Origin of the sequence: Alcaligenes sp. PF14, assembly GCF_037150615.1 — a bacterium.
Classification (GTDB): domain Bacteria; phylum Pseudomonadota; class Gammaproteobacteria; order Burkholderiales; family Burkholderiaceae_B; genus Alcaligenes; species Alcaligenes phenolicus.
This window is the reverse complement of the sequence record NZ_JBAGRS010000001.1, coordinates 821,633-836,925: the sequence shown is the minus strand read 5'-3', so window position 1 is coordinate 836,925 and position 15,293 is coordinate 821,633. Positions and strand designations below refer to the sequence as shown.

Annotated in this window: 15 protein-coding genes; 7 read left to right on the top strand and 8 right to left on the bottom strand. The window is 57.2% G+C overall.

Features of this window, described 5'->3' with window-relative positions; translation table 11 throughout:
* Positions 1-6: 6 nt before the first annotated feature.
* Both rpoZ and WFM49_RS03855 read left to right on the top strand, forming a co-directional pair.
* The gene (gene rpoZ, locus WFM49_RS03860) at positions 7-210 is read left to right on the top strand and encodes a DNA-directed RNA polymerase subunit omega (RefSeq protein ID WP_003799665.1); all 204 of its coding nucleotides are present in this window, start codon (positions 7-9) and stop codon (positions 208-210) included.
* A 21-nt stretch (positions 211-231) separates the two neighbouring features.
* Positions 232-2,511 (top strand): RelA/SpoT family protein, encoded by a 2,280-nt coding sequence (locus WFM49_RS03855; RefSeq protein ID WP_009457108.1) that lies wholly within the window; start codon positions 232-234, stop codon positions 2,509-2,511.
* A gap of 193 nt (positions 2,512-2,704) precedes the next feature.
* On the opposite strand, the gene WFM49_RS03850 is transcribed toward WFM49_RS03855, so the two are convergent.
* From WFM49_RS03850 to WFM49_RS03835, 4 genes are all read right to left on the bottom strand, one after another.
* Positions 2,705-3,049, bottom strand: coding sequence for an AzlD domain-containing protein (locus WFM49_RS03850; RefSeq protein ID WP_009457110.1), 345 nt, complete (start codon positions 3,047-3,049; stop codon positions 2,705-2,707).
* Positions 3,050-3,058: 9 nt separating this feature from the next.
* Entirely contained in the window at positions 3,059-3,742 is a 684-nt protein-coding gene (locus tag WFM49_RS03845) for an AzlC family ABC transporter permease (protein ID WP_060185142.1), read from the bottom strand.
* Between the two features lie 21 nt (positions 3,743-3,763).
* The gene (locus WFM49_RS03840; RefSeq protein WP_336971749.1) at positions 3,764-4,636 is read right to left on the bottom strand and encodes a peptidoglycan DD-metalloendopeptidase family protein; all 873 of its coding nucleotides are present in this window, start codon (positions 4,634-4,636) and stop codon (positions 3,764-3,766) included.
* Between the two features lie 70 nt (positions 4,637-4,706).
* A complete protein-coding gene (locus tag WFM49_RS03835; RefSeq protein WP_021446540.1) occupies positions 4,707-6,665 on the bottom strand; it encodes a SurA N-terminal domain-containing protein in 1,959 nt (652 codons plus the stop codon).
* 170 nt (positions 6,666-6,835) lie between these two features.
* Here WFM49_RS03835 and ugpQ point away from each other — a divergent pair, with 170 nt between their 5' ends.
* Together ugpQ and WFM49_RS03825 are read left to right on the top strand one after the other, a co-directional pair.
* Positions 6,836-7,582 (top strand): glycerophosphodiester phosphodiesterase, encoded by a 747-nt coding sequence (gene ugpQ, locus WFM49_RS03830; RefSeq protein ID WP_080748050.1) that lies wholly within the window; start codon positions 6,836-6,838, stop codon positions 7,580-7,582.
* A gap of 25 nt (positions 7,583-7,607) precedes the next feature.
* Entirely contained in the window at positions 7,608-8,462 is an 855-nt protein-coding gene (locus WFM49_RS03825) for a 23S rRNA (adenine(2030)-N(6))-methyltransferase RlmJ (protein WP_009457117.1), read from the top strand.
* Positions 8,463-8,477: 15 nt separating this feature from the next.
* Here the strand turns inward: WFM49_RS03825 and WFM49_RS03820 are convergent, their stop codons facing one another.
* A complete protein-coding gene (locus WFM49_RS03820) occupies positions 8,478-9,212 on the bottom strand; it encodes a pseudouridine synthase (RefSeq protein ID WP_009457119.1) in 735 nt (244 codons plus the stop codon).
* 36 nt (positions 9,213-9,248) lie between these two features.
* Between WFM49_RS03820 and WFM49_RS03815 the strand changes: the two genes are divergently transcribed.
* A complete protein-coding gene (locus tag WFM49_RS03815) occupies positions 9,249-9,824 on the top strand; it encodes a chorismate--pyruvate lyase family protein (RefSeq protein ID WP_250755756.1) in 576 nt (191 codons plus the stop codon).
* Positions 9,825-9,874: 50 nt separating this feature from the next.
* Complete coding sequence (locus WFM49_RS03810) at positions 9,875-11,083, top strand: MFS transporter (protein WP_250755758.1); 1,209 nt, start codon at positions 9,875-9,877, stop codon at positions 11,081-11,083.
* A gap of 75 nt (positions 11,084-11,158) precedes the next feature.
* Here the strand turns inward: WFM49_RS03810 and WFM49_RS03805 are convergent, their stop codons facing one another.
* Genes WFM49_RS03805 through WFM49_RS03795 form a run of 3 tightly spaced genes read right to left on the bottom strand, consistent with a single transcriptional unit; the run spans position 11,159 to position 13,720 of the window.
* Positions 11,159-12,001 (bottom strand): aldo/keto reductase, encoded by an 843-nt coding sequence (locus WFM49_RS03805; protein ID WP_302356838.1) that lies wholly within the window; start codon positions 11,999-12,001, stop codon positions 11,159-11,161.
* Between the two features lie 50 nt (positions 12,002-12,051).
* The gene (locus tag WFM49_RS03800; RefSeq protein WP_003799650.1) at positions 12,052-12,390 is read right to left on the bottom strand and encodes a P-II family nitrogen regulator; all 339 of its coding nucleotides are present in this window, start codon (positions 12,388-12,390) and stop codon (positions 12,052-12,054) included.
* Between the two features lie 19 nt (positions 12,391-12,409).
* Complete coding sequence (locus WFM49_RS03795; protein WP_336971742.1) at positions 12,410-13,720, bottom strand: mechanosensitive ion channel family protein; 1,311 nt, start codon at positions 13,718-13,720, stop codon at positions 12,410-12,412.
* Between the two features lie 145 nt (positions 13,721-13,865).
* Here WFM49_RS03795 and argH point away from each other — a divergent pair, with 145 nt between their 5' ends.
* Positions 13,866-15,287 carry an argininosuccinate lyase gene (argH, locus tag WFM49_RS03790; RefSeq protein WP_026483337.1) on the top strand — a complete coding sequence of 474 codons (1,422 nt, stop codon included), beginning with the start codon at positions 13,866-13,868 and terminating at the stop codon, positions 15,285-15,287.
* Positions 15,288-15,293 lie beyond the last annotated feature (6 nt).

The window sequence follows — 15,293 nt, the reverse complement described above, 5'->3', positions numbered from 1 at the left end:
TCTACTATGGCTCGCATCACTATCGAGGACTGCCTGGAGCAAGTCCCCAATCGCTTTAAGCTCACCTTGGCAGCCGCCTACCGTGCGCGCGAACTGGCTCAAGGCCACGAACCACGTCTGGAAAGCAAGAACAAGCCTACGGTTACCGCCCTGCGAGAAATCGCCTCCGGCGCGACCGGTCTGGAAATGCTGCGCAAAGTTCCTACCTGATAGGCACAGGCGGAGCACGGTATGGCATTTTCTGGTTTACGGGGCGCATCGTCTGGGCTGTTGGCCGTCCTTAAAAAAGGTTCACGGCTAGGTCGTCGCAAGCCTAAAGACAAGAACACCCCGGCACTGGCACAAGCTGCCCAGGAAAGTGCCAGTCCTCCTATTGCCTCACTGGCTCCGCTACACAAGATCATCTCGCAGTACCTGGACCCGAAAGATGTAGAACGGGTACGGGAGGCCTATCGTTTCTCCGATCAGGCCCATCTGGGGCAGTTTCGCGCCAGTGGCGAACCCTATATCTCGCACCCCATTGCCGTCACGGAAATCTGTGCGGGCTGGAAGCTGGATACCGATGCCTTGATGTCGGCCCTGCTGCATGACGTGATCGAAGATCAGGACGTCACCAAGCAGGAACTGGCTGAAAAGTTCGGGACCGATGTGGCCGAGATTGTGGACGGCCTGTCCAAGCTGGAACGCCTGGAGTTTGCTACCAAGACACAGCAACAGGCCGACAGCTTCCGCAAGATGCTGCTGGCCATGTCGCGTGACGTGCGCGTGATTCTGATCAAGCTGGCCGACCGCTTGCACAATATGCGCACCCTGGATGCGGTCAAGCCGGAAAAACGCCGCCGCGTCGCCCAGGAAACGCTGGATATTTACGCTCCGATCGCGCATCGCCTGGGCCTGAACGCCCTGTTCCGCGAGCTGCAGGATCGCTGCTTCAAGGCGATCTACCCCAATCGCTACAAGGTGCTGCACAAGGCCTTGCTGGCAGCGCGTGGCAATCGCCGTGAAGTGCTGGGCAAGATCACCGAAGCCGTCAAGATCGCCCTGCCTGCTGCCGGAATTGATGCCGAAATTTCCGGCCGTGAGAAGTCGCTCTACAGTATTTTCTGCAAGATGGTCGAGCAGAAGAAGTCCTTTTCGGACGTGCTGGATATTTATGGCTTTCGCGTCATTGTGCATACCCTGCCCGAGTGCTATTTGTCCTTGGGTACGCTGCACCAGCTGTATCGCCCCGTACCGGGCAAATTCAAGGACTACATTGCCATCCCCAAAGTGAATGGCTACCAGTCCCTGCACACTACCTTGATTGGCCCCTACGGCACCCCTGTCGAGTTCCAGTTCCGCACCCGCGAAATGGACCACGTGGCAGAAGAAGGCGTGGCCTCTCATTGGCTGTACAAAGAAGACGACGTCACCCTGAACGATCTGCAAAAGCGCACACACCGCTGGCTGCAATCCTTGCTGGATATCCAAAGCCAGACAGGCGACTCCACAGAATTCCTGGAACACGTCAAAGTTGACCTGTTCCCCGATGCCGTTTATGTCCATACGCCCAAAGGCAAGATTATTTCCCTGCCTCGTGGTGCGACTCCGGTGGACTTTGCCTACAGCATTCACACCGATATAGGCAATCACGCTGTTGCTTCCAAAATCAATGGCGAGTTTGCCCCGCTGCGTACCGAGCTGAAAAGCGGTGACTCGGTAGAGATCATTACCTCCCCCGCCGCTCGCCCAAGCGCTCAGTGGCTGAACTACGTCCGTTCGGGCCGCGCCCGTTCGGAAATCCGCCATTACCTGCGCACGGTTAAATACGAAGAATCCGTTGCTTTTGGCCGCCGTCTGCTGGATCAGGCCTTTGACCAGTTGAGCCTGCCACATGCCACCGACGACGATCCCAACTGGGACAAGCTGGCCAAGGGTTCGGGTGCTGCATCCCGTGAAGAAATTCTGGCCGATATTGGCTTGGGCAAACGTTTGGCGGCCGTCGTGGCGCGCCGCTTTGCTCCAGAAAACCCCTTGCTGGAAACCACTGCGGCCGAGTTTGACGAAATTAACGCCAACACTTCTGCACCGATTCTGATTCACGGTAACGAAGGTCAGGCTGTACAGTTAGCACCGTGCTGTGGCCCCCTGCCTGGTGACGCCATTATTGGCGGCATCCGTCTGGGTCACGGTTTGGTTGTTCATATGGCTGAGTGTGCGGTGGCACAACGCGCCCAGGCCAAAGAGCCCGAACGTTGGGTTCCTGTCATGTGGGACAGCAATACCGCCCGCCACCTGTCCACCCGTCTGGATGTCACTGCGATCAACGAGCGTGGTGTTCTTGGCCGTCTGGCTGCTGAAATTACCGATGCCGACTCCAACATCCTGCATATTTCCATGCCGGACGAATCGGCTGCCACCTCCGTGCTACACCTGACCGTTCAGGTTGATAGCCGTACCCACCTGGCACGCGTGATTCGCGCCATCCGTCACGTACCGCAAGTTCAGAAGATTGTGCGTGTGAAGGGCTAAACCCGCTTGCAAATCAGCTTTCAGCCGTACAAAAAACGCCTGCTCAATAGCAGGCGTTTTTTTCAGATCTCATTACCGTGCTCACTGTGCCCTATGTCAGGGCCTCACATACAAGCTGTAATAGCACACAAATAACTCCCATCCGGCTCATGACACCAGATATCACAAAGGCAGAAACAGGGAGACAAGCGACTTACACACCCACGTAAGCCACGCACAGGCCATAGGCCAGCACGCCAGTCAGTGTTGAACCCGCAATGCCACCTGGCCAGCGACGGCCCAGCAGCACCCCTGCCAGACCTGCCAGCAAAGGCGGCAAGTCCAGGGACATATGTTCAGGGCGCAGCAAAGAGATCAGAGACACAACCAGCAAGGACACCACACCTGCCGGGCCAATGGCTCCAAACAGGCGTGGCCAGATCGAAACGCGGCTGGGGTCCACCTTGCCTTGTCGTCCACCCAGACGCAAGGGCAAGTAACGAATCAAAAATGTGCCCAGACCCGCCAGCACAATCATGAGCAGAAAACTCCAATCCATCTCCACTCCTTAAGCGCGGCGCAGGGCCATCAAACCACCGGCCAGCATGCCGACAATAATCGCCAGATATGATGGCAAGAAAGCCATGGCCAGAACAGCCCCTACAGCGGCAGCCACCAACACCGGCACAGGTGCAGATCGGCGGATTTCCAGCAACAGGGCAAAGAACAAGGCGGGCAAGACAAAACCCAGCGTCTTTTCCAGCACGGGAGATTGACCGAGCAAATCGCTGGCGAAGAAGGCCCCCACGGCGGTGCCCAGCACCCAGGACAGGTAAGAGCCCAGTTGCAAGCCGCAGTACCAGGACTCCTGCTCCTGGGCCGGTTGGCGGGCTACTCCGGCTGCAGAAGCGGCAAAGACCTCATCGGTCAGGCCAGGAGCCATGAACAGACTGGAGACAGTTCTTGGGCCGGTAAAAAAGCCCATCAAGGTTGGGCCATAGAACACATGGCGCAGATTCATGAGCAGCACAATACCTAAAATGCTGGGATAGGCGGCACCTGCCACCAGCAGACTGATCAAAATGAACTGACTGGCCCCCGCGTACACGATCAGGGACACCATCACTGCCAGCCAGGGTGACAAGCCCGCGTGCACAGCGGTCAAACCAAAGGAAATCGCGACGGGGACATAGCCCAGGGCGATAGAGGCGCTGTCTCGCAAGCCCCGTCGATATGCCGAACCGATAATCATGAAAAACCTTGCAGGGCCTGCCTAGGCCTGGAATGCACCAATAAAGATGGCGGGGTCCACCCGTGCGTTATTCAGACTGACATTCCAGTGCAAATGAGGGCCAGTCGCACGGCCCGTTGCGCCGGAACGCGCCACCACATCGCCCCTGCTGACACGATCACCTACGCGCACATCAAAAGCCGACAAGTGACAAAACATGGTGATCAGGCCCTGACCATGATCCACAAATACGGTTTTACCGTTAAAGAAGTAATCCGCCACAATGGTGACGATCCCGTCAGCGGGCACTTTTACTGCCGTGCCGGTAGGCGCGGCAAAGTCCAGGCCCGAATGTGGATTACGCTCTTCACCATTGAAGAAACGGCGCAAACCAAAAGGACTGGTCAGGCGACCCGGTACCGGCTTTTCAAAGACCACATTGCTGGGGCCTTCTGTGCGGAAGCTGGCATATGCCTGCATCTGCTCCTCGTATTCACGCTCAAAACGGGCTTGCTGCTGCGGGTCCGGATTCACATGCGACTTGTTTTTCAGGGTGATGCGCTGCTCGCGGTAACGCTTGCTGCCAACCTGAAACGCTACGCCCGACTGTCCTTGCACGGATATGCTGTACTGGCCTGCTTGGGTTTTCAAGTCCAGTCCGACAATCGCTTTCCAACGCTGATCAGCATCCTGAATCACCAGCACACGGTTGCCATTAAAGTGCACCACCGGCGCTGAGCCACCCGCTCCCAGGTCCAGCACTGCCACCCCGCCTGGCACAGGGCGATGCAAGGTGCGCTCGATAAAGGTGCCCTGCCCAGGCGCAGCATAGGCCAAGTACGGTGCCGTCAGGCCCCAAACAGTTGCGGCGCCTAAAAGGCGCCGCCGTACCAGGGAAATATCAGTGTGATTCATCAGAATGCTCTTTGAAAAACACCCCTGGAGCCTGCTGGCTCCAGGGTTACAGGCTCTGATTCAAGCCGCTTTATTCATTTTCACCTGTGGAGGTCAACTCTTTTTCTGCTTCTGGCAGAATCTGAACCTTCTCTTCCACACGCATGGCTTGCAGAACGGCCTGGGTCTCCGTGCGGGCCATGGCTTGGGTCAACTGTGCTGTCAGCATGTCCAGCCCAGGGTTGCCGGACTTGCCGGGCTCATGGCTCAGAATCTGCACCACGGTGTAGCCCTGGGGTTGGCGATCACCCACATAGGCAGGCAGCTTGTCCACGGGGTTGGCCAGAACCTTGTTCAGCAAGGCTTCGTCCATCTCGGGGAATTCCGCACGGCTCACGGCAAACTGGGCCGAGAAGTTCTCAGGTTCGGCACCCGCTTGCAACTGCTTCAGGTAGTCCTCACCGGCCTGAACCGCCAAGGCAGCCGCTTTTTCACGGCGCAGGTTTTCCTCAGCAATAGTGCGTACTTTATCCAGTGCAGGCACATGAGCCTCGGTGACGTCGGTTACGCGCAGGGCAATCAAGGTGTCAGGCGATACTTCTACAACGCCTGCATTCTTGCGCGAAGCCAGAGTTTCGGCATTGAACAAGGCTTGGCGAACACGGCTGTCATCCAGCACGGCTGCATCAGGGCTCTTGGCGGCAGCCAGCTCACCTTCAACTTGCGAAGCAGGAATCAAACCTTGGCGGCTGATGCCTTCAGCCTGCTTCAGAGTCAGGCCCAAGGCATTGGCGGCGGCTTCCAGATTGTCCTCGTTGTCGTAAACCAGATTGGTCAGCTTGCTGGCCATATCGGCAAAGCGCTCGGAAGCCAGCTGCTTGCGCACTTCGTCCTGCACCTTGCTGCGAGCTTGCTCGAAGGACTCGCCTTGTTCGGGCTGAACTTCGTTACTCTTGAAAATGTGGAAACCGTTGGGGCCTTCAATCACACCCGACACATCACCTTTTTTCAAGGCAAATACAGCGCTTTCCAGCACGGACGGCCAGGAGCCTTTGCTGATCCAGCCCAATTCGCCACCTTCACGGGCGCTACCCTCGTCCTGGGAGTTGGCACGGGCCAGGTCGGCAAAGCCTTCTTTATTGGCCTGGGCTTTTTCAGCCAGTTCGCGAGCCTTGGTCTGGGCCGCTTCACGTTCGGTATCGGAGGCACCGGCAGGCAATGTCACCAGAATGTGACTGATGTTCACACGGCCAGCCTGCACGTAACGAGCCTTGTTTTGCTCGTAGTATTGCTTGAGCTGATCGTCGGTAGGTGTCGCCAGATCTTTGGAGGCCGCTGCTTCATTCAGCAGCAGGTATTCCACTTTGACTTGCTGGGGCAGTTCCAGCGATTGCTTGTTGGCGTCATACCAGGCTTGCAGATCGGCATCGCTGATCTGAACCTTGGATTCGAAATCACGGGTCAGGAAGCTGCGTGTGCGTACACCACGCTCTTCGGTCAGGGCAATTTCCAACTTGTTCATCACGCTGGGCAGCATGGAGGAGCTGGCAGCCACGGGACCGAGCACGCGTTGCAGGGCCATCTGACCGCGCTGGCTTTGCTCGAAATCACGGGTATTGATGCCAGCCGAAGCCAGAACCTGGCTGTAAAGGGCGGGCGAGAAAGAACCGTTTTCCTGAAATTCCGGCATAGTGGCGATGTAGTCGCGCAGCGCAATGTCGGAGACGTTAAAGCGAGCGGCAGTAGCCACTTCGATTTGTACACGCTGATCAATCAAGGATTCCAGCAATGCACGACGGCTTTCCAGGCTGTCGGCCTGGGCCAGATCAAAACCGGAAGGATTGTTGCGCTGCATATCGTCCAGCTGCATGCGGCGCGCACGATCAAATTCCTGGGACGTAATGGCGCTATCGCCAACTTTGACAATATCGCTATCGCCAGAAACGTAGCTGGAGTAGCCGCTGACGCCGATCAGTACAAAAGACGGCAAAATCAACACTAACAGGACCAGCTGCATGACGCGTTGGTTCTTACGGATAATCTCGAACATTAATCATCACCTACTTTCGCTTGCAGCAGGGCGCTGCGGGTGGCGCATCAGGCCGGTGAGCCGGCTCGGCCTGAAAATATACCGTATATGAAAACCGTACAGTGTACAGCCCCGGTTAAAATAGTACATTGGCTTTTTATCACGCCTCTTGCGAGTCCGCCATGTCTTCAATGAATCATCACTGGCCCTACCCCGCTTTGATCGCCCACCGTGGCGCCGGCAAGATTGCCCCGGAGAACACCCTGGCCGCCATTCGGGTCGGTGCCCAGAACGGTTTTCGCATGATGGAGTACGACGTCAAACTGAGCCGTGATGCGGTTCCCGTGCTGCTGCACGATGACGAGCTGGACCGTACTTCCAATGGTCAGGGTATTGCCTCCAGGCTAACCTTGGCCGAGCTGTCCGCCCTGGACTTCGGTGCCTGGCATTCCTCGGCCTACGCCGGGGAGCCCATGCCCACATTAAGTTCGATAGCCGCCTTCACCCTGGCCAATCAGGTTCACAGCAATATCGAAATCAAGCCGACTACCGGGGACGAAGCCGAAACGGGCCGACTGGTCGCCCTGGCCGCCCAAGCCTTGTGGGCGCAGGCCAGCTTGCCGCCGCTGCTGTCGTCCTTTTCTGAAGAGGCTCTGGAAGCAGCCCAACAAGCCGCCCCCACCCTGCCCCGTGCCCTGCTGATTGAAGAAGAGGTTCCGGCCGACTGGCCCGAACGTCTGGAGCGTCTGGGCTGCATGGGTCTGAATCTGAATGACCGCTTTGTCACTCAGGCTTTGGTTCAGGCAATTCGACAAAAAGGCTACACCGTGGCTGTCTGGACCGTGAACGATGCCGAGCGGGTGCGCGAACTGCTCGATTGGGGGTGCAATGGCATTTTCACTGATAAAGTCACCACCATTCGCCCCGACACTCTTTAATTAAACCGCAACACCAGGATTTCTCTTGTTCAGTTACCGTCACGCCTTTCATGCTGGCAATCATGCAGACGTGCTCAAGCACGCCACCTTGCTGCATATCTTTAATTACTACGCTCAAAAAGACAGCGCTTTCAGCATCATCGATACCCACTGTGGTGCCGGTATCTATGATCTGGAGCACGACTGGGCGCAAACCAAGGGCGAGTTCTACGACGGCCTGGACCGGGTCTTGCAGCAGGACGACTACCCGGAGCTGGTGGAACACTATATTGATGCCATTGCCGACCTGAACCCGGACGGTACCGCGCGCTACTATCCCGGTTCGCCCTGGCTGGCGCTGGAGCGCTTGCGCACGCAGGACAGCTTTCACGGCTTTGAACTGCACCCATCTGAATTCGAAGTCTTGAGCGACAACGTGGCGCAACTATTTCCCCAGGGAAACCGTCGAGTGCGCCTGTATCCGGAAAATGGGTTTGAACAGTTGGGACGCCTGCTACCGCCGCCCTCGCGACGTGCCATCGTGGTAATGGACCCCTCGTACGAGGCCAAATCCGACTACCAGCAGGTCTTGAACAGCGTCAAAAACGCGCTCAAGCGTTTTGCTCAAGCCTGTATTGTCGTGTGGTATCCCATTGTGCAGCGGCCCGAAGTACAAGCCTTGCAACGCAAGCTGGAGCAACTGGATACGCCCTGGCTGCATGTCAGCCTGTCGGTTCGTGCTCCGGCCAAAAATGGTTTGGGTTTGCATGGCAGTGGCCTGTTCATCAGCAATCCTCCCTGGACGCTGCTCAAAGCTCTGGAACAAAGCATGCCGTGGTTAACAAAAACGCTGGCCCAGGATGACAAGGCCAGCTTTCAACTTCGTCACTCGGGGCTGTAAGCCGCCCCTTTGCCTTTAGGCCAGGCTCTCGGATTCTTTCATGTAGCGCCACTGGCCCATAGGCAGGTCGCCCAGCACCAGATCGCCAATACGCACGCGCTTCAGACCCACCACTTTCAGGCCGACCAGTTCACACATGCGGCGAATCTGGCGTTTCTTGCCTTCGCGCAAGATGAAACGCAGCTGGTCATCGTTCTGCCAGGACACTTGAGCCGGCAGCAAGGGCTTGCCGTCCAGGCTCAAACCAAAGTTCAGCAGTTCCAGACCACGCTCGCTCAACTTGCCGGTTACACGCACCAGATATTCCTTGTCGATGACCGAGTCTTCGCCAATAATCTGCCGCGCAATACGACCATCCTGAGTCAGAATCAGCAATCCGGTGGAGTCGATATCCAGACGACCAGCCGGCGCCAGACCGCGCAAATGCGCCGGATCAAAGCGTTGACTGCCGCGACCACCCTTGTACTGCGTGGAAGCGCCGATAAGGGAAACCGCATTGCGATAACCGGCTTCGGCTTGCCCCGACACATAGCCCACGGGCTTGTGCAGCAAGATAGTGGCACGTTGGGTCTGACGCTGACGCGCTTGTTTTTCCAGTGTGATTTTCTGATTGGGGTAGGCTTTGCTCCCCAGTTCAGAGACGATTTGACCGTCCACACGAACCCAGCCGCGCTCGATGAAAGCATCCGCCTCACGGCGTGAACACATGCCGCGCTGGGCCATTAATTTTGAGATACGTTCTTTTTCCATGAGCGCTATTTTATGGCTTTGGCGATAATACAGGACATGAAATTTCCCTCCAGCACAAAAAAACCCTGGCATGAGCACGTTCACCCCTCTGCTACCCCCGCTCAAAAGTACTGGCTACACCGTCCCGGCGCCCTGACTGGCGGTCTGCGCCGCTTGGGCAAGGTCGATCTGGAAGTGGTCAGCGAATACGCTTGCCGCTTGAACCCGCAAGAAGCCGCTTTGATTCAAAAGCCGCCAGGCACGCTGGCCTGGATACGCGAGGTGTCCATGGCGGTGGACGGAATCCGCTGCGTGATTGCCCGCAGTTTCACTCCCCTGCCCGCCTCACACAGCGTCTGGCAAGGCATACGGCGGCTGCGTAGCCGTCCGCTGGCCGACATGCTTTATAACGATGCCCAGATACAACGTTCCGCCTTTTTAAGCTGCCGTTTGAATCGCGGCATGAGCTTTTTTCGCACGATTGAGCGCGCCCTGAATCCCAGTGGCGAGCCGGTTCCGCAGGCTCAGCAGATTCTGTCGCGCTGCTCCGTCTTCTGGCGGCACGGTCAACCCCTCCTGGTGGCCGAATCCTTTATGCCAGCCTTCTGGGCACGCGGTGCTACACTGGTTTAGCTCAAATTCAGCATTAGCTAATAAAACAAAGTTATATACAGAACCAGACCATGTCCACGCAAGCCGATCCAAGCCGACGCAACGCCTTTATTCTTTCCGGGATGCAAGCATTAGGCGGGGCAAACCCGGCCTTGGTGGTCGCACTCAGCAGTCTGGTGGGCCAAAAAATGGCCAGCAGCCCGGACCTGGCGACCTTGCCGGTAGGTATTTTCAACCTGGGTCTGGCTGTGGGCATTTTGCCAGCGGCCTACCTGATGCGCCGCTTGGGGCGCCAGGGTGGCTATATCATCGGTGCCTTGCTGGGCATAGGGGCGGGCCTGCTGGCCGCCGCCGGGATCTACAGCCTGTCCTTTGTCATGTTCTGTGTGGGCACTCTGCTGGCCGGGCTGTATGCCTCTTACGTACAAAGCTATCGTTTTGCCGCGGCCGATGACGCCAGTGATGCCTTCCGCCCCAAGGCCATTTCCTGGGTCATGGCCGGGGGGCTGCTGGGCGCGATTATCGCCACCCAGACCATTATCCATACCCAGGACATTTGGCCGGAGCACCCTTTTGCCGCCGCCTTCCTGGCACAAGCAGTCTTGGCAGCCCTGGTCCTGCCCTTCGCCTTTGGCCTGCGCCTGGCACCGGGCACACGGAATCAGCAAGAGAAAATCCCCTACACCGGACGCCCCTTACGCGAGATTGCCTCCAATAGCTACTTCATCATTGCGCTCCTGGCCGGAGTCGCTTCCTATGTGCTGATGAACTTTCTGATGACGGCTTCGCCCTTGGCCATGGTGATGCACGGCCATAGCCTGAAAGAGTCCACCTTGGGGATTCAGTGGCATATTCTGGCCATGTTCGGCCCCAGCTTCTTTACCGGCAATCTGATCAAGCGCTTTGGCAAGATCCCCGTCACCTTTGCGGGCGTGCTCTTGCTGGGACTGGCCAGCATTGTGGCGCTGCTGGGCATGACGGTGCCGCATTTCTGGGTGAGCCTGATTTTGCTGGGTCTGGGCTGGAACTTCGGGTTTATTGGTGCCACCAATATGGTGGTGGACTGCTACCGCCCGGAAGAGCGTGGCCGTGTGCAAGCTTTGAATGACTTCATCATCTTTACCTGTGTGGCCTTGTCTTCCTTCACCTCGGGCCGCGTGCTGGCCGTGTATGGCTGGTATGGGGTCAATACCTGGACGCTGCCGATCTCGGCCGTAGTCATGCTGGCTTTGGCCTGGTTGTACTTCAAGAATAAGCGTCAGCCCTACTTCGCCAGTTAAGCAAAGCGACAGCTCATGAAAAACGGCCCCCAAGCCTTGGATTTCATCCAGGCTTGGGGGCCGTTCCTCTTGCGTTCAAATCATCGGTAAATAAGCAGGCTTGGGGCCGCGAGGAAACTGAGCGTCCAATGCCTGAATATGCTCGGGCTGCAGCACCAGATCCCCGGCAGCGGCATTTTGCTGGGCATGAACCGCGCGCGAGGCCTTGGGAATCACAAACACATTGGGGTCACGCAGCAAAAAAGCCAAAGCCACTTGCCGCGCAGTAGCCTGATAATGGCTGGCAATCTCGGCCAAAAAGGCCCCGCCTTCTGAATTCGGCTCGGGGAAATCGTCGTGACCAAAGGGACTGTACGCCACCACGCTGACTTGATGCTCCCGGCACCAGGGCATAACCGCGTGTTCAATGGCACGCTCGTTCAGGTGATACAAGACCTGATTGCAGGCAATTTCACCCGGCCCCACGATGTCGTACAGCTCTTCCAGATCCGGCACGTCAAAATTGCTGACGCCCCATTGCTTGATCTTGCCTTGCTGAACTAGCCTGTCAAAGGCTGCGCAGGTTTCTTCCAAAGGAACCTGACCGGGCCAGTGCAATAAATACAGATCCAGGTAGTCCGTACCCAGACGCTTCAGGCTGGCCTCGCAAGCGCGGATTACACCCTGACGGCTCGCATTGAAGGGCAAGACCTTGGACACCAGAAACGCCTCGTGCCGACGACCTTGCAGGGCCTGACCGATCAAGGTTTCTGCTTGCCCGTCACCATACATCTCGGCGGTGTCGATATGGTTCATGCCAGCGTCCAGCCCGGCCTGAAACGCGGCCACGCTCTGCGCCCAATCGGCCTGCTCCACATACCAACTGCCTTGGCCTACACGCGAAACACGTGGTGCCGACCCTAGTTTTTCATATCGCATCAGCTTGTCCTTCCATAACTCCTGTCCAAACCAGCCCAACTGCGACCCCCTCACAAGGCGTCGCGACCGCTCTCCGAAGTACGGATACGGATAGCCTGCTCGACCGGCGTCACAAAAATCTTGCCATCGCCAATTTTGCCCGTATGGGCGGCTTTGATAATGGCTTCGATGATTGCATCACAGCGATCGGCCGCCACCACGATGTCCACACGAATCTTGGGCAGAAAATCCACCACATATTCGGCACCGCGATACAGCTCGGTGTGGCCCTTTTGACGACCAAAGCCTTTCACTTCAGTCACGGTCAAGCCGTTAACATCCAGCTCTGCCAGGGCTTCGCGAACTTCATCCAGCTTGAAGGGTTTGATGATGGCCGTAATTTGTTTCATGGTTACTCGCACGTCAAATTTAAAGAGGATCTTTGGCAGCGCCCGGCAAGGACGGGCGATGACTTTCTGCTGCCAGACTCAAGCCCAGGCTCAAGTCGCGACCGGTAGGCGACTGGAACAGACGCAAGCCAAGCTCAGGCAGCACCGCCAGAATGTGGTCAAAAATATCGCCCTGGATGCGCTCGTGGTCCACCCAGGCGGTTTTATTGGTAAAGCAATACACCTCGATAGGAATACCGTCCGCCGTGGGCTCCATCATGCGCACCATCTGAATCATGTCCTGATGGATTTCAGGATGGCGCTTGATATACGCCATGCAATAGGCACGGAAGGTACCCAGATTGGTCAGGCGGCGGTAATTGACCGCATCCAGACCGGCACGGCTCAATTCCTGATTGGAACGCTCCAGATCTTCTTTTTTCTCGTTCAGGTAATCGCGCAGCAAGGCAAAGCGCGACAGGCTATCGACTTCAGTCGGCGTCAAAAAACGAACGCTGGAGGCATCAACGCTCAACGTGCGCTTGATACGGCGGCCACCTGACTCAAACATCTGACGCCAGTTGCGATAGCTCTCGGAGAACAGCTTGTAGGTGGGAATGGTGGTGACGGTCTTGTCCCAGTTCTGGACCTTGACCGTGTGCAGCGCCATATCAATAACAAAACCATCCGCCCCGGCCTGCTTCATTTCGATCCAGTCGCCGATGCGCAACATGTCATTGGTGCTCATCTGCGTGCTGGCCACCAGCGACAGCAAAGTGTCTTTAAAGACCAGCAAGAGCACCGCCGACAGTGCACCCAAACCGGAGAGCAACAGAACGGGCGATTGATCCAGAATGATGGAGATCATGACAATAATGCCAATCGCCCACACCGCTATCTTGGCCACTTCCACATAGCCCTTGATGGACTTGGTGCGCCCTTTGCTGGAATTGGCGTAGACCTCTTGCCAGGCCCCCAACAGGCTGACAATCGCCATGATGAGAAAGACCAGAAAGCCCAGCAAGGCCACCCGCTCTATGATTTCCAGCAAGGTCTTGGCCAGGGGCAGCAAGGTCAGATTGGAGCTGACCACCAGCAAGGGCACGGCATAGCCCACATTGCGCACAAAGCGCTTCTTGACCAGGGCACGCGCCCAATCGTCCTTGCCCGCCACTTTCAGCAAACGCCGCACCAGGCGTGAGAGTACGGAACTGGTCAACCAGCTGACAATCCAGACCAGCCCCGTCAGCATGGCCAAACCGGCCAAAATCTGTACCCAGCGATCCTGCGGTAAATACGCTTCGATCCATTGCCATCCCAACAAATCGGCAAAGGTGCGTTCTTGCTCCATGTATTCTTCCTTGTCCAGCCAACCCCAAAAAGGGCCCGCATGGTTTCCTAGAGTCTGAAAACTATCTAATATACTGCACAGCGTCTGTTTCCTGCGGGACTGGATGACCTGCGTCAGCCCGTCCGATCCACTATAATTGCCCTCTATGTCATCAAACACCCCCTCCTCTTCCCAAGACCAGTTCGCCAATAAGGCCATGGCCTGGTCGGCTCGCTTTTCCGAGCCCGTCTCTGACCTCGTCAAACGCTACACAGCGTCGGTGGACTTTGACAAGCGCATGGCCCGCTTTGATATTCAGGGTTCCCTGGCCCACGCCAGCATGCTGGCCGCCGTCGGTGTGATCACCGAGCAGGACAAGGCCGACATCGAGCGCGGCATGAGCCAGATTCTGGACGAAATCGCCCAAGGCCAGTTCCAGTGGTTGCTGGATCTGGAAGACGTACACCTGAACATTGAAAAACGTCTGGTCGAGCTGATTGGCGATGCGGGCAAGCGCCTGCACACTGGCCGTTCGCGCAATGACCAGGTCGCCACCGATATCCGCCTGTGGCTGCGCAATGAAATCGACATTGCCCTGGACCTGCTGGCCCAGATGCAGCGCAAGCTGGCTGAATTGGCACTGGCTCAGGCAGACACTATTTTGCCCGGTTTCACCCACCTGCAAGTGGCACAGCCCGTTACTTTTGGCCACCATTTGCTGGCCTACGCCGAAATGTTCCAGCGCGATGCCGAGCGTCTGCAAGACTGCCGCAAACGCGTGAACCGCCTGCCATTGGGCGCGGCCGCACTGGCCGGCACCAGCTACCCGATCGACCGTGAAATGGTTGCCAAGCTGCTGGATTTTGACGATGTGTGCCGCAACTCGCTGGACGCTGTGTCGGACCGCGACTTCGCCATCGAATTCTGCGCCGCTGCCGCCCTGATCATGACGCACATTTCCCGCTTCTCCGAGGAGCTGGTGCTGTGGATGAGCCCACGCGTAGGCTTTATCGATCTGGCCGACCGCTTTTGCACCGGCAGCTCCATCATGCCGCAAAAGAAAAACCCCGACGTTCCCGAGCTGGCCCGTGGCAAGACCGGTCGCGTCAATGGTCACCTGATCGCCTTGCTGACCTTGATGAAAGGCCAACCACTGGCCTACAACAAGGACAACCAGGAAGACAAGGAAGGTCTGTTCGATTCGGCTGATACCATTCGCGACACCCTGACCATTTTTGTAGACCTGATCTCGGGCATCAAGGTCAAGCCAGAAGCCATGCGCGCCGCAGCGCTGCAAGGTTTTGCGACTGCTACTGATCTGGCCGACTACCTGGTCAAGAAAGGCCTGCCTTTCCGTGATGCCCACGAAACCGTGGCCTTGGCCGTGCGTGAGTGTGAACAGTTGGGTTGCGATCTGGCTGATCTGAACCTGGAACAGCTGCAGAAATTCGACAGCCGTATCGAGTCGGATATTTTTGGCGTGTTGACTCTGGAAGGCTCGGTGGCTTCACGCAAACACATCGGTGGCACCGCACCTGAGCGGGTGCGTATTGAAGCACAGCGCATTCTGGATCGTATTCCTGGCTGATAAGCA

What these genes read in the sequence shown, in the direction of transcription:
- WFM49_RS03850 (WP_009457110.1), bottom strand. Translation starts at nt 3,049, where the DNA reads ATGGATTGGAGTTTTCTGCTCATGATTGTGCTGGCGGGTCTGGGCACA.
- WFM49_RS03805 (WP_302356838.1), bottom strand. Translation starts at nt 12,001, where the DNA reads ATGCGATATGAAAAACTAGGGTCGGCACCACGTGTTTCGCGTGTAGGC.
- WFM49_RS03810 (WP_250755758.1), top strand. Translation starts at nt 9,875, where the DNA reads ATGTCCACGCAAGCCGATCCAAGCCGACGCAACGCCTTTATTCTTTCC.
- WFM49_RS03815 (WP_250755756.1), top strand. Translation starts at nt 9,249, where the DNA reads ATGAAATTTCCCTCCAGCACAAAAAAACCCTGGCATGAGCACGTTCAC.
- WFM49_RS03855 (WP_009457108.1), top strand. Translation starts at nt 232, where the DNA reads ATGGCATTTTCTGGTTTACGGGGCGCATCGTCTGGGCTGTTGGCCGTC.
- WFM49_RS03800 (WP_003799650.1), bottom strand. Translation starts at nt 12,390, where the DNA reads ATGAAACAAATTACGGCCATCATCAAACCCTTCAAGCTGGATGAAGTT.
- WFM49_RS03845 (WP_060185142.1), bottom strand. Translation starts at nt 3,742, where the DNA reads ATGATTATCGGTTCGGCATATCGACGGGGCTTGCGAGACAGCGCCTCT.
- rpoZ (WP_003799665.1), top strand. Translation starts at nt 7, where the DNA reads ATGGCTCGCATCACTATCGAGGACTGCCTGGAGCAAGTCCCCAATCGC.
- WFM49_RS03820 (WP_009457119.1), bottom strand. Translation starts at nt 9,212, where the DNA reads ATGGAAAAAGAACGTATCTCAAAATTAATGGCCCAGCGCGGCATGTGT.
- WFM49_RS03835 (WP_021446540.1), bottom strand. Translation starts at nt 6,665, where the DNA reads ATGTTCGAGATTATCCGTAAGAACCAACGCGTCATGCAGCTGGTCCTG.
- argH (WP_026483337.1), top strand. Translation starts at nt 13,866, where the DNA reads ATGTCATCAAACACCCCCTCCTCTTCCCAAGACCAGTTCGCCAATAAG.
- ugpQ (WP_080748050.1), top strand. Translation starts at nt 6,836, where the DNA reads ATGAATCATCACTGGCCCTACCCCGCTTTGATCGCCCACCGTGGCGCC.
- WFM49_RS03840 (WP_336971749.1), bottom strand. Translation starts at nt 4,636, where the DNA reads ATGAATCACACTGATATTTCCCTGGTACGGCGGCGCCTTTTAGGCGCC.
- WFM49_RS03795 (WP_336971742.1), bottom strand. Translation starts at nt 13,720, where the DNA reads ATGGAGCAAGAACGCACCTTTGCCGATTTGTTGGGATGGCAATGGATC.